The sequence below is a fragment of the Mumia flava genome (assembly GCF_002797495.1).
In the GTDB taxonomy this organism is placed as follows: Bacteria; Actinomycetota; Actinomycetes; order Propionibacteriales; family Nocardioidaceae; genus Mumia; species Mumia flava.
In genome coordinates this window covers 634,785-653,985 of the sequence record NZ_PGEZ01000002.1, presented here as the reverse complement: position 1 = coordinate 653,985, position 19,201 = coordinate 634,785, and the positions used below count along the sequence as shown (strand labels likewise).

The window sequence follows — 19,201 nt, the reverse complement described above, 5'->3', positions numbered from 1 at the left end:
TCGTCCGCCGACGTTTCGGTGGCAGTGCGAACGCGGCGCGCGCCTGGTCACTTGGTGTTCCACCTTCTTCCGGACAGCGTCCGGTGTCGCGTATCGCGTTCGCCGACTGACCAGCTCTCGGCCCGAGGATGCGATCATCGGAGCATGACCCTGCACCTCGTCGGCGATGCCGAGGCCGACCGACTCCTGGACTCCGACCCCTTCGCGCTGCTGACCGGGATGCTGCTCGACCAGCAGTACCCGATGGAGGCCGCGTTCGCCGGACCGCACAAGATCGCCGAGCGGATGGGCTCGTTCGACGTCACCACGATCGCCGAGGCCGATCCCGACGCTTTCACCACTCTGTGCTCGACGCCGCCGGCCGTGCACCGCTACCCGGGGGCGATGGCGAAGCGGATCCAGGCGCTGGCCCAGCTGGTCGTCGACGAGTACGACGGCGACGTGACCCGGATCTGGACCGATGGCGACCCGGACGGCCGCACGGTCCTCACGCGCTTGAAGGCGCTGCCGGGATTCGGCGACCAGAAGGCGCGCATCTTCCTCGCGCTGCTCGGCAAGCAGCGCGGGGTGGAGCCGGCCGGGTGGCGCGAGGCCGCGGGGGCGTACGGCGAGCCGGGCTCGCGACGCTCGATCGCCGACGTCGTCGACGCCACCACGCTCGGCGAGGTCCGGGCGTTCAAGAAGGAGCAGAAGGCGGCCGCGAAGGCGGCGAAGGGCTGACTCGTCGGCCGGGTGCGGACGGCGTGGCTCGACGTGAGGCATACTCGCTCCTGCGTACCCCCGTCCCCCGGAGGAGCCTCGTGAGACCGACGCCTCGGGCCGTCCTGGTCACGTTCTCGGCTGTGCTCGTGCTCTCCTCGTGCGGCGGAGACGAGGCCGGGGACGACGAGATCACGATCGGCGGCGCCACGACCAGCGCGACCTCGACGCCCACCGACGATGCGGGATCGATCCGGACGAGCTACCCGGGCCTGGAGATCACCGAGCTGCCCGCGGTGGACGACGAGTACGGCCCCGCGCTCGAGACGTACGTCGCCTTCGAGGAGGGGCGCCGCCGGATGTACGAGACGACGCGTGTCGGTCCCTTGGTCCGGCGCAACGCCTCGCCCCCGGTCGAGGACCAGATGCGCGCGATCGCGCGGTCCTTCCGCGACGCCGACTCGCGGCTCGTCGGCACGAACGTGCTCGAGGTCGACGCGGCGGAGTCGAGCGACACCATGCTCGCGCTCGCCGTGTGCTCGGACACCGCGTCGATGGAGGTCGAGTCGGCGGGGACCCGCGAGCCGCTCGAGGGCGACCCGCGGACCATGATCGACGTCACCCTCACCGCGGCCGGCGGGGTCTGGCTGGTGACGGACTACACGTGGACGGAGGACTCATGCTGAGGACGTTCGTACGGGCGGCCGTGGTCGCGACCGGGTCGGTCGCCATGGTCGGCGCCGGTGCCGTGCTCTCCGCCGCGGCGGCCTGCGGCGAGACGGGCTGCGGCGGCGGATCCGGGTCCGGCTCGACGCAGACCGACGGCGGCACCGTCACGGTGCACGTGACGGGGTCCTTCGTCGGCGGCGGGTCCGGCGGATCGTCCGGATCGTCGTCGACCACGGTCGCGGTCCCGGTGCCGTGCTGGTACTTCGCGACGGAGACCGGCAAGGAGCTCTACGACCGCTACGGCGAGGACGGCATGGTCACGCTGGGCGGCCCGCACGAGCCGTCGGTCCCGGCGAGCGAGTACTACCCGGGCTACAAGCAGCACAAGGACGACGACGAGGGATCGTGGTACGCCGGGGTCTGCTCGGGCGCCGCGTACGAGGACCTCGGGTACACCGGCGACTTCCTCGACTTCGCCGAGGACTGGTTCAGGGACCGAGGCCCCGTCTACGTCCAGGCCGGTCAGACACCGCCCGTCCCGCCCGTCCCGCCGGAGGTGCTGCTCCAGGCCGCCGAGGACGCGATGACGGTCCCCGAGCCGCGCTTCGAGATGAATCCCCGCTACCAGGGCGACGCGATCACCGTCGTGAACCTCGAGACGTGGTTCTGGACCGACGCGTCGATCCCGACCGCGGGCTCCGTGACCGCCAGCGCCGGCGCGAACAGCGTCACCGTCGACATCACCCGGGAGGGCGTCGAGTTCGCCTCGCCGAGCGCCGGGTCGGTGCTGTGCACGGACGGCGGGACACCGTACGCCCAGGGCGAGAACAGCGACTGCACCTTGACCTTCCGACGCTCCGCCGCGGCCACGCCGGTCACCGCTTCGACGCTCTGGCACGGCACATGGAGCTTCAACGGCGCGCCGCAGGGCGCCATCGATCCGCTGACGTCGTCGTGGTCGGACGACATCGGGGTCGGCGAGGTGCAGAGCATCGTCACCCGCGCGGACTGAGCCGCGTCTCTGCCACGCGCTACTCGACCGTGAACTCGATCGCGTGCAGCCCGGTCGCCCCGTCCGGTGCCGGGTCGGCCTCCGCGGTCTCCTGCGACTGGCCGTCCGCGTCGACGGCGCGCACCGTCAGCGTGTGGTCGCCCGGCTCGGGGGAGTCCCAGCGCCAGGTCCACTGACGCCACGTGTCCGCGGTGTCCTCCGGCGCCAGGTCGGCATCGCGCCACTCGCCGTCGTCGATCCGCACCTGGACAGCGGCGAGGCCGGTGTTCTGCGCCCACGCGAGGCCGCCGGCGACGACGCCCTCGCCCGCACCGAACCGGGTCGTCGCCTGCGGGACGTCGATCCGGCTCGACAGCTTGATCGGACCTTCTTCCGACCAGCCGCGCTCGGTCCAGTAGGCGTCGAACGCGTCGAAGCGGGTCACCTCGATGTCGACGAGCCACTTCGTCGCGGACACGTACCCGTAGAGCCCCGGTACGACCATGCGGACGGGGAAGCCGTGCTCCAACGGCAGCGGCTCGCCGTTCATCGCGACCGCGAGCATCGCGTCGCGGCCGTCGGTGACCGCGTCCAGCGGCACGCCGATCGTCATCCCGTCGGCGCTCGTCGTCAGCAGGGCGTCGGTCCCACCGGCGGGTCGGGCCCGCTCCAGCAGGTCGGCCAGCGGCACGCCGATCCAGGTGGCGTTGCCCACCAGCGAGCCGCCGACCTCGTTCGAGACGCACGTCAGCGTGATCCGGCGCTCGATCAGACGCTCGGCGAGCAGGCCGGCGTAGTCGAGCTCGATCTCGTTCTCCACGTCGCCGTGGATCCGCAGCCGCCAGCTGTCGGCCGGCACGTCGGGCACGCGCAGGGCGGTGTCGATCCTGTAGAAGTCGGCGTTCGGGGTGATGTGCGGGGGCAGCCCGTCCAGGGGCGGGTCGACGCCGGTGGGGACCGGGGCGGCGGGGGAGTCCGGGGTCGGGACGCCGAGGGCGGAGCGCGAGCCGGCGGCCTCGGGCGTACCGAGCAGCCGGTAGGTCGCGCCCCCGGCGACCGCGGCGGCGGCCGTCCCCATGGCGACCAGCAGGAAGCGGCGACGGTCGAAGCCGGTGGGAAGGTCGTCGCCGGCCACACGGTCAGGCAGGTCCGGGCCGCCGGGGCCGGGACGGCCGCCGAGCCCGTCGGCCGACGGCGGCGGGCGGTGCGGTCGGGCTTCGGGCCCGACGAGCGCGTCGAGCAGCGCGCTGAGCGCCCACAGCGCGACCACGACCGTCGCCAGGGGCGCGAGGACCCCGAGCACGATGCGGGTGGAGGTGGTCTCGTCCGTCAGCGCGGCCGCGAGAGCCACGACGCCGACGAGCACGATCAACCCTCCGGCTGCCCCGCGGCTGCGCAGGGCGACCAGCCCCGCCGCGGCCGCCAGCGCGGCGAGGAGGACGCCGATCCCGAGCAGCAGCACGAGCTTGTCGTTCGTGCCGAACCAGTCGATCGCCCACTCCTTCACGGGCTCGGGCGTCCGCTCGATCACCGAGTTGCCGACCGCCACGACCGGCGACGGCGAACCGGTCAGGGCGGCGGTCGCCGAGCCGGCGCCGACCCCGGCGGCGGCCGCGAGGACCCCCGACAGCGCGGCGAGAGCGCGCCGGGCCCGCGGCGTCAGGTCGGCACGGGCCGTCGTCGTGCGTGTCTGCTCCGTCATGGTGGTGATCAGGCCCCTCTCGTCCTCTCGACGCTACCCCCGCGCGTCGGGTCCGCGGGCCGCTCCGGACGCTCGTCACCGGTCCGTCACGACCGTGTCCGCTCCAGAGCCGGGCGGCGCCGCCCCCGACTCGCGGCGCCGCCCGGCAGTCGGGGAGTGCTCAGGACGGCGGCATCAGGACACCGTCGATCAGGTAGACCGTCGCGTTCTGGGTCTGGACGCCGCCGCAGATCACCGCGGCGTCGTCGACCATCAGGGCGTCGCCCTCACCGCTGACCGTGACGTCGGCCCCGTTGGCGGTGGTGTGGGTTCCGGCGACCTCGTCGGGCGCCAGCTGTCCGGGAACGACGTGGTAGGTGAGCACGGCTTCGAGCGTCTCGGCACCGGCCGGCTTCGCCAGCGTGTCGAGAGTCTTCTGGTCGAGCTGCGCGAACGCGTCGTCGACCGGCGCGAACACGGTGAACTCGTCGCTCTCCAACGTGTCCACGAGATTCACGTCGGGGTTCAGCTGACCGGTGACGGCCGCCGTCAGCGTCGTCAGCATCGGATTGTTGCTCGCGGCGGTGGTCACCATGTCCTGGGCCATGCCGTCGACCGATCCGGGGCCGGTCGGGACCTGCTCGGCGTACGCGGAGCAGCCGGTGCCGACGAGGTTCGCGGCCGGGTCCGGCTCGGTCGTCGCGCTGGACTCCGGCGACGTCGTCGCGGTGTCGTCTGCTGCGTCGGAGTCGTCGGACCCGCATCCTGCGGCGAGCCCGAGCACCGCGGTCGCGGCGAGTCCGGCGAGGAGCCGGGTGGTCGTGGTACGCATGAGGTCGTCCTTCCGTCTGGGTGCAGGAACCGTTCTGCCTCGTCGTTCGGCGCCGCGCCCCGTACGGATTGGTCCTCCCGAGAATTCGTTCGGATCGGGCTCGGACCCGTCCGGCGGGCTCGCGGCGCCGAACGACGGATGAGACCACCGACGAACGAGGAGCCTCGATGGCCCAGAGCGACCCACCTCCGCACCGGCCGGCGCACCGTGCCGACCGGGCGCCGGCGGACGAGCTCGACGATCTGATGACGTCGGTCGCGCGCGGCGACGAGGCGGCGTTCGCGGCGCTGTACGACGAGCTCGGGGCGGCTGTCTACGGGCTCGCGCGCCGGGTCCTGCGTGACCCGGCCCGATCCGAGGAGGTCGCCCAGGAAGTGTTCCTCCAGGTGTGGCAGAGCGCCGTCCGTTTCGATCCGGGGCGCGGACGGGCGCGGTCGTGGGTGCTCATGCTGGCGCACCGGCGTGCGGTCGACGCCGTCCGCCGGGACCAGGCCGCCGCTGACCGCGAGACGCGCTACGACTGGTCGGGGGGCCCGGACTTCGACCACGTCTCCGACGAGGTCACGGTCCGGCTGGAGCACGAGCAGGTACGCCGGTGCCTCGGCACGCTGACCGACCTGCAGCGCGAGGCGGTCGGTCTCGCCTACTACCAGGGCTACACCTACGCCGAGGTCGCCACCGTCCTGGACGCGAACCCGGCGACGGTGAAGACCCGGATGCGCGACGGCCTGATCCGGCTGCGGGACTGCCTGGGGGTGGTCGCATGACCAGCGAGCCGCACAACCTGGCCGCCGCGTACGCGCTGGACGCGCTGGACGAGGCGGAGCGGGTCGGCTTCGAGGAGCACCTCGCGCAGTGCACCGACTGCGCCGAGGAGGTGAGGGGATTCCGGGAGACGGCGGCGCGGCTCGCCGACGCGGCCCGGGCGGAGCCGCCCCCGGGCCTGAGGACGTCGGTCATGGAGGCGGTGGCGCGGACGCCGCAGGAACGGCCGGGCGTGACCCCGTTGCACAAGCCGCGACGTGGACGTCGGGCCGTGCTGACCGCGTTGGCGGCGGCTGCTGCCGCGGCGATCGTCGCGCTGGGGTCGTGGGCGGTGGTGGAGCGTGACCGCGCCGACGACCTGGCCGCCGATCAGGCCGCGATCACCGCGGTGCTGTCGGCCCCGGACGCCCGGATGAGTGCCGCGGAGGTCGAGGGCGGCGGCACGGTCCGCGTGGTCCGCTCCGAGAAGCTCGACGACGCGGTCGTGGTGGTCGCCGGGCTTCCGGAGCTGGACGCGGAGCACGACTACCAGGTGTGGACCTTGCGCGGGGACGACCCGACGAGCGCAGGCGTCCTCGGGCGCGACGACCAGGGACCGGAGTCGGCCAGCAGCCGCCTGGTCTCCGACTTCGACGGGGTGACGGCGGTCGCGATCACCGTCGAGCCCGCCGGCGGCTCGGACGCGCCGACGACCAATCCGATCGCAGCCGTCTCGACCGCCTGATCGTCTAGCGCTCGGTCAGGCCGCGTACGTACGCGGCCTGACCGAGGTGCTGGAGACTGTCTCCGAGCATGCTGACGATGCGGACTCCGGCCGTGACCGGCGGGTCCCACCGGGTGTCGACGATCCGGTCGAGCTCGTCGGCGTCGAGGGTGCGGACGTAGACGCGGACCCGCTCGGTCGCCGCCCGGTGGTAGCCGGCGAGGTCGTCGGCGCCCGAGCGCACGGCTGCAACCTCCTCGGGGCCATGACCGAAGCCGGTGGCGTCCGGGGCGAAGGGGAGCCCGAAGCGTTCGACCCAGCCGTCCTCGGTCCACGCCTGGCGCGTCCCGGCGAGATCGGCGGTGTGGTCGTCGAGCACCCGGGCCGAGTGCCAGAGCAGCCAGGCGATCGAGTTCGCGCGTGGACCCGGCCGCGCCGTCGCGACGTCGGGGGCGAGCCCGTCGGTGATGGTGTCGGCCAGGCCCTCGAGCCGGTCGATCTGGTCGAGCAGCAGCGTGCGGGTGCAGCGGAGGTCGTCGTCGCTCATGGAGCCACGGTACGACGGTGCGGCGGGCCGTACGCGATCGTCGACCGGCGGCCCGCGAGCGACTCGCGAGCGACTCGCGAGCGGCTCGGCCGGGCCGGCGCGGCCCGTGCCGTTGTTACCCTCCCTGCATGGCGGAGGTCGGGGGACGCTCGCAGTCCGAGCAGGTCGGTGAGGACGACCTGCCCACGAGGCCGGTGCGTCCGGCGCGCCGCTCCGACTCCGGTGCACAACCGCCGCCGCAGCCTCAGCCGTCACCGCCTCAGACGTCGCAACAGCCGTCACCGCCTCGGACGCCACCCCGGGCCCCGGCTCCGACGCCCGCGTCGACGGCGGGCGGGTCCGGCGCGATCGGACCGTACCGCCTGCACCGGCTGCTCGGCGCCGGCGGGTTCGGCGCCGTGCACGTCGCCAGCCGACCCGGTGGACCCGAGGTGGCGCTCAAGGTGCTCACGCTGCGTCACCCGAGCGCACGGGAGCGGTTCGCGGCGGAGGTGGACCTGCTCCGGTCGCTGGGAGGCCAGGGCTTTCCCGCGTTCGTCGACGCCGATCTGGCCGCGGCGCCGCCGTGGTTCGCGATGGAGCTGCTCGACGGCTTCACCCTCGACGAGATCGCACGGCACGCCGGTCCGCTGCCCGTCCCGGCGGTCGCAGGGATCGGCCTCGACGTCGCGCGCTCGCTGGATCGGCTGCACCAGCACGGGTTCGCCCACCGCGACGTGAAGCCGGCCAACGTGATGCTGTCGGCACGGCGCGCGATGCTGATCGACGTCGGGATCGCGAAGGGCGGCGACGACCGCGACCTGACCCGGACCGGCGAGATCGTCGGGTCCGTCGTCTGGGCGGCCCCCGAGCGCCTGACCGGGGGCGCCGTGACCCCCGCGTGCGACGTGTACGGGCTCGGGCTGCTGCTCGCGTTCGTGGTCGGGGGCCGCCGGCCGTTCCCGTCGGCACCGGAGCCCGAGACGATCAGCGCGGTGCTGGACGGCCGCGCCGATCTGGGGTCCGTGCCCCCGCCCCTGCTGGACCTCGTACGCGCGATGACCCGGGTGGCGCCCGAGGACCGTCCGTCGATGGCCGACGTGATGTCGGCGCTGGCGGGGATCGCCGGTCGCCCGAGCGATCCGGAGCCTCCGGGCGCGCCGCGGCCGTTGCTGGTGCCGCCCACGACGGCAGGGACCGTGGCGGCGCCCGCGCCGCCCCCCGCCCCCGCCGAGCCCGCGCTCGAACCCGCGGTGGCTCGCCTGCTGGCCAACGAGCGGCTCATGAGCACGCTGCGTTCGGCCCACGAGCGTGGCTACGACCAGGCGGCGACGGCGATCGTCGCGCGGGCCCAGCGCCGCTCGCCCCGACGCTCGGTGAAGGCGGTCGCGCCCGGTGCCGTCCGGGTCGCGGCGTGGCGGGAGAGCGGTTGGACCGACGCTGAGCACGCCGAGCGCCGCCGCTTCGAGGACACCGAGGCGGGATGGACGTCGGAGCGTGGTCTGATGCGACGCGGGTGGTGGCTCGACAAGGTCGCGGCCTTCATCGCGCTGGTCGCGGCGGTGGTGTGCCTGACGGCGTCGATCCCTCAGACCGAGGACGTGGTCAGGACCTGGTTCGCGTGGGTGAACGACCTGATGCCCGACGTGGCGGTGGGGACCCGGAGCCTGCCGTGGGACCTGATCGCGATCTTCCTGCTCGCGGTCGCGGCTCTCGTGTGGGCCGGGCTCCTGGGCGAGCGCGCCCAGGCCGTGCGCGGAGAGGGCTGGCCGTCGACCCTGCGGCTCGCGCCGTCGATGACGGCGATCTGCGCGCTGCTCGTCGCGGTGTCGTTCGCGGTCACGGCGATCACCGTGCTGCGCTGAGCCCGTCGTCGGGACGCCGGAATAGCCTGCGCTCTCGAATAGTTGAACCCTGTACTACATTGGATCCCAGGCAGACCGACACCCGGTCGGAACAGGAGCACAGGATGCAGTTCGGGATCTTCACCGTCGGCGACGTCACCCCCCACCCGACGAACGGCACCACGCCGAGCGAGCACCAGCGGATCAAGGACACGATCGCGATCGCGAAGAAGGCCGAGGAGGTCGGCCTGGACGTCTTCGCGACCGGGCAGCACCACAACCCGCCGTTCATCCCGTCCGCTCCGACCACCACGCTCGCCTACATCGCCGCCCAGACCGAGCGGCTGATCCTGTCGACCTCCACGACGCTGATCACGACGACCGACCCGGTCCGGATCGCCGAGGACTACGCGACGCTGCAGCACCTGTCCGACGGCCGGACGGACCTGATGATGGGGCGCGGCAACACCGGCCCGGTCTACCCGTGGTTCGGGAAGGACATCCGCCAGGGCATCGAGCTCGCGATCGAGAACTACCACCTCCTGCACCGCCTGTGGCGCGAGGACGTCGTGGACTGGGAGGGCAAGTTCCGCACGCCGCTCCAGGGGTTCACGTCCACTCCGCGTCCGCTCGACGGTGTGCCTCCGTTCGTGTGGCACGGGTCGATCCGCAGTCCCGAGATCGCCGAGCAGGCGGCCTACTACGGCGACGGCTTCTTCGCGAACCACATCTTCTGGCCGGCGAGCCACACCGAGAAGATGATCGGCTTCTACCGGCAGCGCTTCGAGCACTACGGCCACGGCTCCGCCGACCAGGCGATCGTCGGGCTCGGCGGCCAGGTGTTCATGCGCCGCAACAGCCAGGACGCGGTGCACGAGTTCCGGCCGTACTTCGACAACGCACCCGTCTACGGGCACGGGCCGAGCCTCGAGGACTTCACCCGTGAGACCCCGTTGACCGTGGGCAGCCCGCAGCAGGTGATCGAGCGTACGCTCGGCTTCCGCGACTACGTCGGCGACTACCAGCGCCAGCTGTTCCTGATGGACCACGCCGGCCTGCCGACGAAGACGGTGCTCGAGCAGCTCGACCTGCTCGGCGAGGAGGTCGTGCCGGTGCTGCGCAAGGAGTTCGCCGCGCTCAAGCCTGCCCACGTGCCCGAGGCCCCGACCCACGCGTCGCTGGTCGCGGCGGCGGGCGGTGCCCACGACGCGACCGTGCACGCCGCGTCCGACGACGTCACCGGCGCTTCGCCGGAGCCGGAGGTGGTCCGATGAGCAGCCTCACGACCCGGAGGATCGCGGTCGTCACGGCCGGGCTCAGCCAGCCGTCGTCGACGCGGCTGCTGGGCGAGCAGATCGCCCGCGCCGTCGTCGCCGACGCGCAGCAGCGCGGGATCACCGTCGAGACGACGTTCCACGACCTGCGGACGTACGCCCACGACATCACCAACGCCATGCTCACGGGGTTCGCGCCGGCCGATCTCCAGACGGTGATCGACGACGTGGTCGCCGCCGACGCCGTCGTCGTCGTGACCCCGATCTTCACCGCCTCGTACTCGGGACTGTTCAAGTCGTTCGTCGACGTGATCGACCCCGAGGCGCTGGCGGGCAAGCCGGTGCTGATCGCGGCCACCGGTGGCACGGCCCGGCACTCGCTCGCCCTGGAGCACGCGCTGCGTCCGCTGTTCGCGTACCTGCGGGCGGTGGTCGTCCCGACGGCGGTCTACGCCTCGTCCGAGGACTGGGGTGCCGGCGAGGGCGTCACAGGTGCGCTCCAGACACGGGTCGCTCGGGCTGCCGGTGAGCTCGCCGAGCTGGTCGCGCAGCGGGAGCCGGTGACGGTCGAGGACCCGTTCGCCCTGACGACGTCGTTCGCCGACCTGCTCGGCGACGCCTGAGCCGTGCGGCGGTAGGTTGGCCCGCGTGACCGAGCAGCCAGCCCGCCCCCGTGTCGGCGTCGTCGTGCTCACGATGGGGACGCGCCCCGACGAGCTCCGTGCGGCGCTCGAGGCGGTGCTGGCGCAGACCGGGGTCGACGTCGACGTGGTCTGCGTCGGCAACGGCTGGGCGCCGGTCGGCCTGCCCGAGGGCGTACGGCCGGTCGCGCTCCCCGAGAACGTCGGGATTCCCGCCGGACGCAACGCCGGGGTGGCCCACGTCGACGGTGACCTGCTGCTGTTCGTCGACGACGACGCGCGGCTCGCCGACGCCGACTTCCTCACCCGCGCCGCCGCGCTGTTCGCTGACGATCCCGGCCTCGGCGTGGTCCAGCCGCGGGTCACCAGCCCGGGGGAGGACGCCCCGACGCGCTGGATCCCGCGGATGCGCAAGGGCGACCCGCACCGCTCCTCTCCGGCGTTCTCGCTGTGGGAGGGCGTGCTCGTGGTCCGCCGCACGGCCTTCGACGCGGCCGGCGGGTGGGGTGACGAGTTCTTCTACGCCCACGAGGGGATCGAGCTCGCCTGGCGGGTCTGGGACGCCGGCTTCACCGTCTGGTACCGCGGCGACCTCGCCTGCGAGCACCCCGCGATCGACCCCGCCCGGCACGACTACTACTACCGGCTCAACGCCCGCAACCGGGTGTGGCTGGCTCGCCGCAACCTGCGCTGGCCCTTCACCTGGGCGTACGTCGCGACGTGGACGCTCGTGCAGGTCCTGCGCAGCGTCCGCACCGCCGCGGGACGGCACTCGCTGCGGCCGTGGTTGGCGGGCTGGCGAGAGGGGTGGACGACCGATCCCGGCGTCCGGCGCGCGATGCGCTGGCGCACGGTGGCGCGGATGACGCGGCTGGGTCGCCCGCCGGTGGTCTAGGGCTCAGCGACCCCAGTCGTCGTCATCGTCGTCGTCATCGTCGTCATCGTCCGCGATCCCCATCTCACGGAACTTGCGCATCTTCCGCTCGTGCTTGCGGCGCAGCCGGGCCGCGTCACCGGAGTCCTCGAAGTACTTCTCGACGACCTCCTTGATCGGCCCGTCCTGGACCAGACGACCGCCGTCCATGTAGAGGCCGCGGGTGCAGAACCGTGTCAGGTTGCCCTCGCTGTGCGAGACCATGAAGAGCGTCCGGCCCTGCTCGAGCATCTCGGCGAACCGTTCGAGGCACTTCTGCCGGAAGGCGCGGTCACCGACGGCGAGGACCTCGTCGGCCAGCATGATCGGCTCGTTCAGCTGGGCGACGACGCTGAACGCCACCCGGACCTTCTGGCCGGACGACAGGTGCTTGAACGGCGTGTCGACGAAGTCCTCCATCTCGGAGAACTCGAGGATCTCGTCGAACTTCGCCGCGACCTCCTTGCGCTTCATCCCGTGCAGACCGGAGACCAGCCAGATGTTGTCGCGCACCGTCAGGTCGCCGGCGAAGCCACCGGTGAGCTCGATCAGGGGTGCGACGCCGCCGTTGACCTTCACCCGGCCCTCGTCGGGGATCAGCAGACCGGCGATCGCCCGCAGCAGGGTCGACTTGCCCTGGCCGTTCGCGCCGACGACGCCGATCGCCTCGCCCGGCATCACGTCGAAGTTGATGTCGCGCAGCGCCCAGAACTCGCCGGCGCGCACCCCCGTCTCGCCCTTGAAGACGAGGTCGCGCACGCTGCGGTGGCGCCGCTTGCGGTGGAAGCGGACGGACAGGTCCTGCACGGAGATGATCGGCTCGCTCATCACAGCTCCTTCAGGACCGTGCGCTCGAGGCGGGCGAAGACCCACCATCCCAGGGCGAACAGGATCAGGCTCATCGCAGCGGCGTAGCCGACGTGCCACCAGTTCAGCATGTCGGGGAAGAATCCGGTCCGGAACAGCGCGAGCAGGTCGGCCAGGGGGTTCGCGACGTAGACCCACTGCAGCTCCACGGGGAGCCGGTCGGTGCTGTAGAGGATCGGCGAGGCGTAGAACAGCAGCCGCGTGACGATCCGCAGCAGCCGCTTGATGTCGGGGACCAGCACGGTCAGGGCCGCGAGCAGCAGGCCGATGCCGGTGAGCATCACGAACAGGATCGCCGCCGCGAGCAGCGTGTAGACGATCTCCCAGTGGATCGGCGCATCGAAGATGAAGGCGAACGCGAACAGCACCGGCAGCGCGAAGACGTACTCGACGGCGTTGGCGGTGACGATCCGCAGGACCCAGATCTCGCGGGGCAGGTTGGTCGTCGCCATCAGCCGCGACGCCTTCTTCATCGCCTTCGACGACTGGTTCATGGTCGAGTTGAACCACTGCCACGGCAGCATGCCGGCCAGCAGGAAGACGATGTAGGGATCGTTGCCGGGCACGTCGCGGCCCATGATCACGCTGAACATCGCCCAGTAGACGAAGCTCATCAGCAACGGGTCGAGGATCGTCCAGAAGTAGCCCAGGATCGAGTCGGCGTAGCGGACCTTGAGGTCGCGGCGGACCAGGAGCCAGAAGACGCCCCGGACCTTCCAGATAGCCTTGACCCGCGCCCAGGGGGAGCGGGTGTAGCTCGAGTCGACCATCGGTTCCTTCCACGGCAGCATGCACCGACGCCCAAACGCGGCGCAGCACCGACACAATACGTGGTGACCGGGCGGGATCCACGTCGGCCCCGCTCAGCGTCTCGCAGGTCACAAGTTACCCTCTAGGTCGTGACGAACATGCGCAACGTCGCCGTGGTGCTCGCGGGCGGCACAGGCACCCGGGTCGGACTGGCGATCCCCAAGCAGCTGATCAAGATCGCCGGCAAGCCGATCATCGAGCACACCATCGCGGTGATGCAGGCCTCCGAGCTGATCGACGAGATCATCGTGATGATGACGCCGGGTCACCTCGACCCGGTCCGCGCGCTCGTGCGCAGCGGCGGCTACGACAAGGTCACCCAGATCCTCGAGGGCGCCGACACCCGTAACGCGACCACGAAGCGCGCGCTCGACGCGCTCGGCGACGACGAGTGCAACGTGCTGCTGCACGACGCCGTACGCCCGCTGGTCTCGCAGACCATCCTCGAGAACGTCGTCGAGGCGCTGGGCGAGTCCGAGGCCGTCGACACCGTGATCCCGTCGGCCGACACCGTGGTCCAGGTGCACCCGGACTCCGACACGATCGCCGACGTGCTCCCGAGGCACCTGCTGCGCCGTGGCCAGACGCCGCAGGCGTTCCGGCTGTCGGTGATCCGGCGGGCCTACGAGCTCGCCGGGGCCGACCCGAACTTCGAGGCCACCGACGACTGCACGGTCGTGCTGCGCTACCTGCCCGAGGTGCCGATCGCGGTGGTCCCCGGTCACGAGCGCAACATGAAGGTCACCGAGCCGATCGACGTCTACATCGCCGACAAGCTCTTCCAGCTCGCCTCCGCCGAGCGCCCGACCCCGCTGTCGGAGGCCGAGCACGGTGCGGCCCTCGACGGGAAGACGGTCGTGGTCTTCGGCGGGTCGTACGGCATCGGCGGCGACATCGTGTCGCTCGCGGAGCGGGCGGGTGCGACCGTGTTCACCTTCTCCCGGTCGTCGACGAACACCCACGTCGAGCGGCGTGCCGACGTGCGCGCCGCGGCGCAGGAGGTGCTGGCGAAGACCGGGCGGATCGACTACGTCGTCAACACCGCCGGCGTCCTGCCGATCGCCCCCCTCGCCGAGACCAGCGAGGAGACGATCTACGCCGCGACCGAGGTGAACTACCTCGGCCCGATCTTCATCGCACAGGAGTTCTACCCGCACCTCGCCCAGACCGGCGGATCGCTGCTGCTGTTCACGTCCTCGTCCTACACCCGGGGACGCTCCGGCTACTCGCTGTACTCCTCGGCGAAGGCGGCGGTCGTCAACCTCACCCAGGCCCTGGCCGACGAGTGGTCGCCGACCGTGCGGATCAACTGCATCAACCCCGAGCGGACGGGGACCCCCATGCGGACCCGCGCGTTCGGTGAGGAGCCGGCGGGCACGCTGCTCAGCTCGGAGCAGGTCGCCCACCAGTCGCTCGACGTGCTGCTGTCCGACCTGACCGGTCATGTGATCGACATCCGCCGCGAGGACGGCCCCGCCGCGATCACGAATGGCTGACGGTGGGCTGAGCGCGCCCGAGGCCGGACGGGTCACCGGCGCCCGGATCCTCGACCTGGCCGCGGAGATCGGTGTCGCCGCCGCGGTCACCCTCGCGCTGGCCCTGGCGCTGGTCGACGCGCCCGAGGCGTCGTCGGTCGTCCTCCTCCTGCTCGCCGTCGCCGCGATCGCCGGGGACGCGTGGCGGTTCAGCCACCGCACCGACGTCCCCGACAAGGACGCCAAGACGCTGCTGGGCCACGACGGCCCGCTGCGGGGCATGATCGGCGCCGCGGTCGCGGTCTGCTTCGTCGCCTGGACCGACGCGTCCGCCCACGCGGCCGTCGTCGCCGCAGCGCTGAGCATCGGGGTCGTCGTGCTGGAGCCGGTGCTCGGACAGGCGCGGGAGTACCGCGTGACGTTCGTCGCGAACCTGCCCGGTGTCCGCACCGCTCCGCCGCTGCTCGGCCTCGAGACCGCCGCCACCGCCGCGCACCTGACCGCGCTCGCCTTCGGTGCGGTCGCCGCGGCGTTCGGGATCTCCCCGTGGTGGTGGGCGGCCGTGACGGTGCTGGCAGCCGGCCCGGACGTCGTGATGGGCGTGAACACGCTCGTGCGGATGCGCGCCGGCCGTGCGATCGAGGCGCGGATCGCCGACGCGATCGCCGAGTACGCCCCCGAGTTCATCGTCTACACCGCCTGGCCCGAGGACGGGACGCACCAGGTCACGATGTGGCTGCCGTACCTCCAGCGCACCGGACGCCGGTTCCTCGTCGTCACGCGACACCACTACCCGGCCGAGCTGCTCGCGCAGCACACCGACGTCCCGGTCGTCATGCGTCATGGCTCACGGGACCTCGACGACCTGGTCGTCCCCTCCCTGACCACGGCGTTCTACGTCAACGCGTCGTCCGGCAACAGCATCTTCGTCCGTCACCACCAGATCACCCACGTCTTCCTGGGGCACGGCGACTCCGACAAGCCCACCTCGTACAACCCGACGCACGCGATGTACGACCACATCTTCGTCGCCGGCGAGGCCGCGATCCGGCGCTACGCGATCCACGGGATCTCGATCGCACCGGAGAAGTTCGACGTGGTCGGCCGCCCGCAGGTCGAGGGCGTCGTGCGCGTCGACGGCCCCGTCGGATCGGAGCCGACGGTGCTGTACGCACCGACGTGGCGTGGCCACGTCGACGAGACCGCCTACCACTCGCTGCCGATCGCGGTGGACGTGGTCGGCGCGCTGCTGGAGCGCGGTGCGCGGGTGATCTTCCGGCCGCACCCGTTCAGCTACCGCTTCGAGACCGACGCCGCCACGATCCGTACGGTCCAGCAGATGCTGCGCGACGACACCGACCGCACCGGCCGCGAGCACGTGTTCGGTCCCGAGGCCGAGCGGTCGATGTCGATCTTCGACTGCATCAACGCCGCCGACGCGATGGTCTCCGACGTCTCCAGCGTCGTCGTCGACTGGCTGTTCTCCGGCAAGCCGTTCGCGATGACGGCGATGACCGAGTCGGGTCGCGACTTCGCGGCGCACTTCCCGATCGCGGCGGCGTCCTACGTGATCGAGTCCGACCTGTCCAACCTGTCGCGTGCACTGGACGACATGCTGGGCGCCGATCCGCTCGCGCTCGAGCGCGCCGGCGTCCGCACCGACTACCTCGGCGACCTTCCGGCGGACGGCTACGCCGACGTCTTCGTCGACCGGGCTCGCGAGATCATCGACCACCGCAGCACCAGCGAGCTGCCCGAGGAGTCCGCGGAGGCCGACACCAGCGACGGCGGCGTCAAGCTGTCGATCGGCGCCGTACGCCGCCAGCTCGCGGTCGCGGCGCGCGAGGTCGTGACCGGTGGCCTCGCCCTGGTGACCTTCGCGACGGTCCTGCTCGGCGCACCCCGGGGTGTGGTCGTCGCGTCCGCCGTGGTCACGCTCGCGCTGTACGTGCCGCTGCACCGGCGCGCCACCTCGATCCCGCGCAAGAAGCACGAGATCGCCGGCACGCTCCAGCTCGCGCGGCTGCTGCTCGCGCTGACGCTGGTGGTGGCCTGGGACGACTGGTGGGGCTGGTCCTGGCCCGCCGCGGCGGCGATGGCCCTGGTCGCCGCGTGCACGGCGGCCGAGACGACCGTCTTCGACAGCTGGGAGCGGGTGGGCCTCGAGGCGCGCAACCTCCCCACCTTGCGTGTGGAGATCCCCGAGGTCGTCGGCCGCGGGACGGTCGGAGCCGCGGACTGGACGGTGCTGCTGCTCGCCTGGGTCGTCGCCGGGATCGTCGCGGCGGACTGGCTCGTGCTCGGTCTCGCCCTGCTGCTGACCGCGGCCGTCGCCGTGGCGGTCGTCGTCGGGCTGCGGCGGGTGCACCGCTGCGTCGATGCCGAGGACCGGCTCTACGGGACCCTCGAGAAGATCGGGCCGGAGTTCGCGGTCTACTTCGGGTCGAACGTCGGCGCCCAGTACCAGCTGGGGATGTGGATGCCCTACTTCGAGCGGATCGGACGTCCGTTCGTCGTGGTCGCGCGCAACCTCACGATGTTCCGGGCGCTCGAAGGGATCACCGACGCACCGATCGTGCACCGTCCCTCGATCCGCAGCCTGCCCGAGGTGATCGTGCCGACGATGCGGGCGGCGTTCTACGTCAACAACGCCCCGAACAACACCCACTTCCTCGAGCGTCGCCAGATGGCACACGTCTGGCTCAACCACGGCGACTCCGAGAAGCCCGCCTGCTTCAACCCGGTGCACGCGATCTACGACCGGATCTTCGCGGCGGGCCAGGCGGGGATCGACCGGTACGCCCGCCACGGCGTGCACATCCCGGAGCAGAAGTTCCAGGTGGTCGGGCGACCGCAGGTCGAGGACATCGAGCCCGCGCGCGGCAAGGTCGCCGACCTGGACGACGTGACGGTGCTGTACGCACCCACGTGGCGCGGACCGTACGCCGACTCCGAGGTCTACTCCCTGCCGCAGGGCGAGGCGATCGTACGGCGGCTGCTGGAGCGTGGCGCGCGGGTGATCTTCCGGTCGCACCCCTTCAACTACCGCTTCAACGACGCCGCCGCGGCGATCACGCGGATCGGTGCCCTGCTGGACGCCGACCGGGTCGTGTCGGGCCGGCGCCACGTCTGGGGCCCGGCTGCGGAGGAGCGGATGTCGCTCGTGGACTGCTTCAACGCCTCCGACGCGATGGTCGCGGACGTCTCGGCCGTGGTCTCGGACTACCTCCAGTCGGGCAAGCCGTTCGCGATGGTCTCGGTCGGCCGGACCGCCGAGGCGCTGCGTGAGGAGGCGCCGGCCGCCCGCGCGGCGTACGTCGTCGACGGCGACCTCGCGAACCTCGACGACGCGCTCGACACGATGCTCGGCGCGGACCCGCTCGTCGACGAACGCACCCGGACCCGCCAGTACTACCTCGGCGACTTCGACCCGGGCCGTTACGCCGACGGGTTCCTGGACGCCGCCCGCCGGCTGATCGACGCCGGCCCGCTCGACGAGGGGATCCGCTGATGGGCATGCCGGCCGTGTCGGTGTTCATGACCGTCCGCGACGAGGAGCGCGACCTCGCCGACTGCGTCGCACGGATCCTCGCGCAGGACTACGACGGCGACCTCGAGCTGGTCGTGGCGGTCGGACCGTCCCACGACCGGACCCGTGAGATCGCGGACGCGCTCGCCGCCGACGAGCCGCGGCTCACCGTCGTCGACAACCCGACCGGCCTGACCCCGCACGGGCTCAACGCCGCGGTCTCCGCGGCGAAGCACGACTACCTCGTCCGCGCCGACGGGCACGCGCTGTACCCGTCGGACTACGTCGCGCGGGTCGTCGCGGAGCTCGAGCGCACCGGCGCGGCGAACGTCGGCGGCCGGATGGAGCCGGTGGGGCACGGTCCGTTCGGGCGCGCGGTGGCGCGCGCGATGTCGTCGCGGTTCGGGATCGGCGGAGCGGCGTTCCACGTCGGGGGCGACCCCGGTCCGCAGCCGACGGTCTACCTCGGCGCGTTCCGGCGCTCGGCGTTCAAGGCCGTCGGCGGGTACGACGAGTACTTCGTCCGGGCCCAGGACTGGGAGCTCAATCTCCGGCTGCGGCAGGCGGGGGAGACGGTCTGGTTCCTGCCCGACCTCGCGGTGGTCTACCACCCGCGCGAGACCTGGCGCGACTTCGCCCGTCAGCAGTACAAGACCGGCCAGTGGCGCCGCAAGGTGATCCGCCGCTACCCGCAGACCGCGTCGGTGCGCTACCTCGCGCCGCCGGCCGCCGCGGTCGCGACCGGGGCGGGGCTGGTCGTCGGTGCGGTCGGGCTCGTGACCGGCGGCTGGCCGCTGCTCGGGTTCGTGGCACCCGCGGCGTACGGGCTCGGGGTGCTCGCTGTCTCCGCGGTCGAGGGCCGGGACCTGGACGCGGCGGCGCGCGTACGCCTCCCGCTCGCGATCGGCACCCTCCATCTCACCTGGGGCGCCGGCTTCCTCCGCGGCTGACCCTCCCGACCGCGATTCGTCGAGTTGCGGAG

17 protein-coding genes are annotated in these 19,201 nt (G+C 72.2%); 12 read left to right on the top strand and 5 right to left on the bottom strand.

The window, feature by feature from the left end:
* Positions 1–144: 144 nt before the first annotated feature.
* From CLV56_RS17135 to CLV56_RS17125, 3 genes are all read left to right on the top strand, one after another.
* The gene (locus tag CLV56_RS17135) at positions 145–720 is read left to right on the top strand and encodes an HhH-GPD-type base excision DNA repair protein (protein WP_039359646.1); all 576 of its coding nucleotides are present in this window, start codon (positions 145–147) and stop codon (positions 718–720) included.
* Between the two features lie 80 nt (positions 721–800).
* Positions 801–1,385 (top strand): hypothetical protein, encoded by a 585-nt coding sequence (locus CLV56_RS17130; protein ID WP_039359644.1) that lies wholly within the window; start codon positions 801–803, stop codon positions 1,383–1,385.
* Positions 1,379–2,380 carry a hypothetical protein gene (locus tag CLV56_RS17125; RefSeq protein ID WP_039359641.1) on the top strand — a complete coding sequence of 334 codons (1,002 nt, stop codon included), beginning with the start codon at positions 1,379–1,381 and terminating at the stop codon, positions 2,378–2,380. The genes CLV56_RS17130 and CLV56_RS17125 overlap by 7 nt, the downstream gene beginning before the upstream one ends.
* 19 nt (positions 2,381–2,399) lie before the next feature.
* Here the strand turns inward: CLV56_RS17125 and CLV56_RS17120 are convergent, their stop codons facing one another.
* Positions 2,400–4,061: a molybdopterin-dependent oxidoreductase gene (locus tag CLV56_RS17120; RefSeq protein ID WP_039359639.1), complete on the bottom strand. Its 1,662-nt coding sequence runs from the start codon at positions 4,059–4,061 to the stop codon at positions 2,400–2,402.
* Between the two features lie 160 nt (positions 4,062–4,221).
* Positions 4,222–4,872: a fasciclin domain-containing protein gene (locus CLV56_RS17115; RefSeq protein ID WP_039359636.1), complete on the bottom strand. Its 651-nt coding sequence runs from the start codon at positions 4,870–4,872 to the stop codon at positions 4,222–4,224.
* 167 nt (positions 4,873–5,039) lie between these two features.
* Between CLV56_RS17115 and sigK the strand changes: the two genes are divergently transcribed.
* Both sigK and CLV56_RS17105 read left to right on the top strand, forming a co-directional pair.
* Positions 5,040–5,639 carry an ECF RNA polymerase sigma factor SigK gene (gene sigK, locus CLV56_RS17110; protein WP_039359633.1) on the top strand — a complete coding sequence of 200 codons (600 nt, stop codon included), beginning with the start codon at positions 5,040–5,042 and terminating at the stop codon, positions 5,637–5,639.
* Positions 5,636–6,361, top strand: a complete 726-nt coding sequence (locus tag CLV56_RS17105) for an anti-sigma factor (RefSeq protein ID WP_039359630.1) — start codon at positions 5,636–5,638, stop codon at positions 6,359–6,361. Before sigK ends, CLV56_RS17105 begins: the two co-directional genes overlap by 4 nt.
* Before the next feature lie 4 nt (positions 6,362–6,365).
* Here the strand turns inward: CLV56_RS17105 and CLV56_RS17100 are convergent, their stop codons facing one another.
* Entirely contained in the window at positions 6,366–6,887 is a 522-nt protein-coding gene (locus tag CLV56_RS17100) for a mycothiol transferase (RefSeq protein WP_039359627.1), read from the bottom strand.
* A 128-nt stretch (positions 6,888–7,015) separates the two neighbouring features.
* Here CLV56_RS17100 and CLV56_RS17095 point away from each other — a divergent pair, with 128 nt between their 5' ends.
* From CLV56_RS17095 to CLV56_RS17080, 4 genes are all read left to right on the top strand, one after another.
* Complete coding sequence (locus tag CLV56_RS17095) at positions 7,016–8,731, top strand: serine/threonine-protein kinase (RefSeq protein ID WP_100415334.1); 1,716 nt, start codon at positions 7,016–7,018, stop codon at positions 8,729–8,731.
* Between the two features lie 104 nt (positions 8,732–8,835).
* Complete coding sequence (locus CLV56_RS17090) at positions 8,836–9,984, top strand: LLM class flavin-dependent oxidoreductase (protein WP_039359624.1); 1,149 nt, start codon at positions 8,836–8,838, stop codon at positions 9,982–9,984.
* Positions 9,981–10,607: a CE1759 family FMN reductase gene (locus tag CLV56_RS17085; RefSeq protein ID WP_039359620.1), complete on the top strand. Its 627-nt coding sequence runs from the start codon at positions 9,981–9,983 to the stop codon at positions 10,605–10,607. The genes CLV56_RS17090 and CLV56_RS17085 overlap by 4 nt, the downstream gene beginning before the upstream one ends.
* A 25-nt stretch (positions 10,608–10,632) precedes the next feature.
* Positions 10,633–11,520, top strand: a complete 888-nt coding sequence (locus CLV56_RS17080) for a glycosyltransferase family 2 protein (protein ID WP_039359616.1) — start codon at positions 10,633–10,635, stop codon at positions 11,518–11,520.
* A gap of 3 nt (positions 11,521–11,523) precedes the next feature.
* Here the strand turns inward: CLV56_RS17080 and CLV56_RS17075 are convergent, their stop codons facing one another.
* The gene (locus CLV56_RS17075) at positions 11,524–12,366 is read right to left on the bottom strand and encodes an ABC transporter ATP-binding protein (protein ID WP_100415333.1); all 843 of its coding nucleotides are present in this window, start codon (positions 12,364–12,366) and stop codon (positions 11,524–11,526) included.
* Positions 12,366–13,175, bottom strand: coding sequence for an ABC transporter permease (locus CLV56_RS17070; protein ID WP_157805205.1), 810 nt, complete (start codon positions 13,173–13,175; stop codon positions 12,366–12,368). Before CLV56_RS17070 ends, CLV56_RS17075 begins: the two co-directional genes overlap by 1 nt.
* Before the next feature lie 138 nt (positions 13,176–13,313).
* Between CLV56_RS17070 and CLV56_RS17065 the strand changes: the two genes are divergently transcribed.
* From CLV56_RS17065 to CLV56_RS17055, 3 genes are read left to right on the top strand one after another with little or no spacing between them, the layout of a single operon-like run.
* On the top strand, positions 13,314–14,711 hold the full coding sequence (locus CLV56_RS17065; RefSeq protein WP_100415331.1) for a bifunctional cytidylyltransferase/SDR family oxidoreductase: 1,398 nt from the start codon (positions 13,314–13,316) through the stop codon (positions 14,709–14,711).
* Complete coding sequence (locus tag CLV56_RS17060) at positions 14,704–18,201, top strand: CDP-glycerol glycerophosphotransferase family protein (protein ID WP_100415330.1); 3,498 nt, start codon at positions 14,704–14,706, stop codon at positions 18,199–18,201. Before CLV56_RS17065 ends, CLV56_RS17060 begins: the two co-directional genes overlap by 8 nt.
* Positions 18,201–19,169, top strand: coding sequence for a glycosyltransferase family 2 protein (locus tag CLV56_RS17055; protein WP_039359613.1), 969 nt, complete (start codon positions 18,201–18,203; stop codon positions 19,167–19,169). Before CLV56_RS17060 ends, CLV56_RS17055 begins: the two co-directional genes overlap by 1 nt.
* Positions 19,170–19,201: the final 32 nt, after the last annotated feature.

Bases quoted from the DNA above. Each gene is read 5' to 3' on its own strand.
- CLV56_RS17125 (WP_039359641.1), top strand. From the start codon at position 1,379: ATGCTGAGGACGTTCGTACGGGCGGCCGTGGTCGCGACCGGGTCGGTC.
- CLV56_RS17090 (WP_039359624.1), top strand. From the start codon at position 8,836: ATGCAGTTCGGGATCTTCACCGTCGGCGACGTCACCCCCCACCCGACG.
- CLV56_RS17120 (WP_039359639.1), bottom strand. From the start codon at position 4,061: ATGACGGAGCAGACACGCACGACGACGGCCCGTGCCGACCTGACGCCG.
- CLV56_RS17105 (WP_039359630.1), top strand. From the start codon at position 5,636: ATGACCAGCGAGCCGCACAACCTGGCCGCCGCGTACGCGCTGGACGCG.
- CLV56_RS17095 (WP_100415334.1), top strand. From the start codon at position 7,016: ATGGCGGAGGTCGGGGGACGCTCGCAGTCCGAGCAGGTCGGTGAGGAC.
- CLV56_RS17075 (WP_100415333.1), bottom strand. From the start codon at position 12,366: ATGAGCGAGCCGATCATCTCCGTGCAGGACCTGTCCGTCCGCTTCCAC.
- CLV56_RS17060 (WP_100415330.1), top strand. From the start codon at position 14,704: ATGGCTGACGGTGGGCTGAGCGCGCCCGAGGCCGGACGGGTCACCGGC.
- CLV56_RS17065 (WP_100415331.1), top strand. From the start codon at position 13,314: ATGCGCAACGTCGCCGTGGTGCTCGCGGGCGGCACAGGCACCCGGGTC.
- CLV56_RS17135 (WP_039359646.1), top strand. From the start codon at position 145: ATGACCCTGCACCTCGTCGGCGATGCCGAGGCCGACCGACTCCTGGAC.
- CLV56_RS17070 (WP_157805205.1), bottom strand. From the start codon at position 13,175: ATGGTCGACTCGAGCTACACCCGCTCCCCCTGGGCGCGGGTCAAGGCT.
- CLV56_RS17055 (WP_039359613.1), top strand. From the start codon at position 18,201: ATGGGCATGCCGGCCGTGTCGGTGTTCATGACCGTCCGCGACGAGGAG.
- sigK (WP_039359633.1), top strand. From the start codon at position 5,040: ATGGCCCAGAGCGACCCACCTCCGCACCGGCCGGCGCACCGTGCCGAC.
- CLV56_RS17100 (WP_039359627.1), bottom strand. From the start codon at position 6,887: ATGAGCGACGACGACCTCCGCTGCACCCGCACGCTGCTGCTCGACCAG.
- CLV56_RS17115 (WP_039359636.1), bottom strand. From the start codon at position 4,872: ATGCGTACCACGACCACCCGGCTCCTCGCCGGACTCGCCGCGACCGCG.
- CLV56_RS17085 (WP_039359620.1), top strand. From the start codon at position 9,981: ATGAGCAGCCTCACGACCCGGAGGATCGCGGTCGTCACGGCCGGGCTC.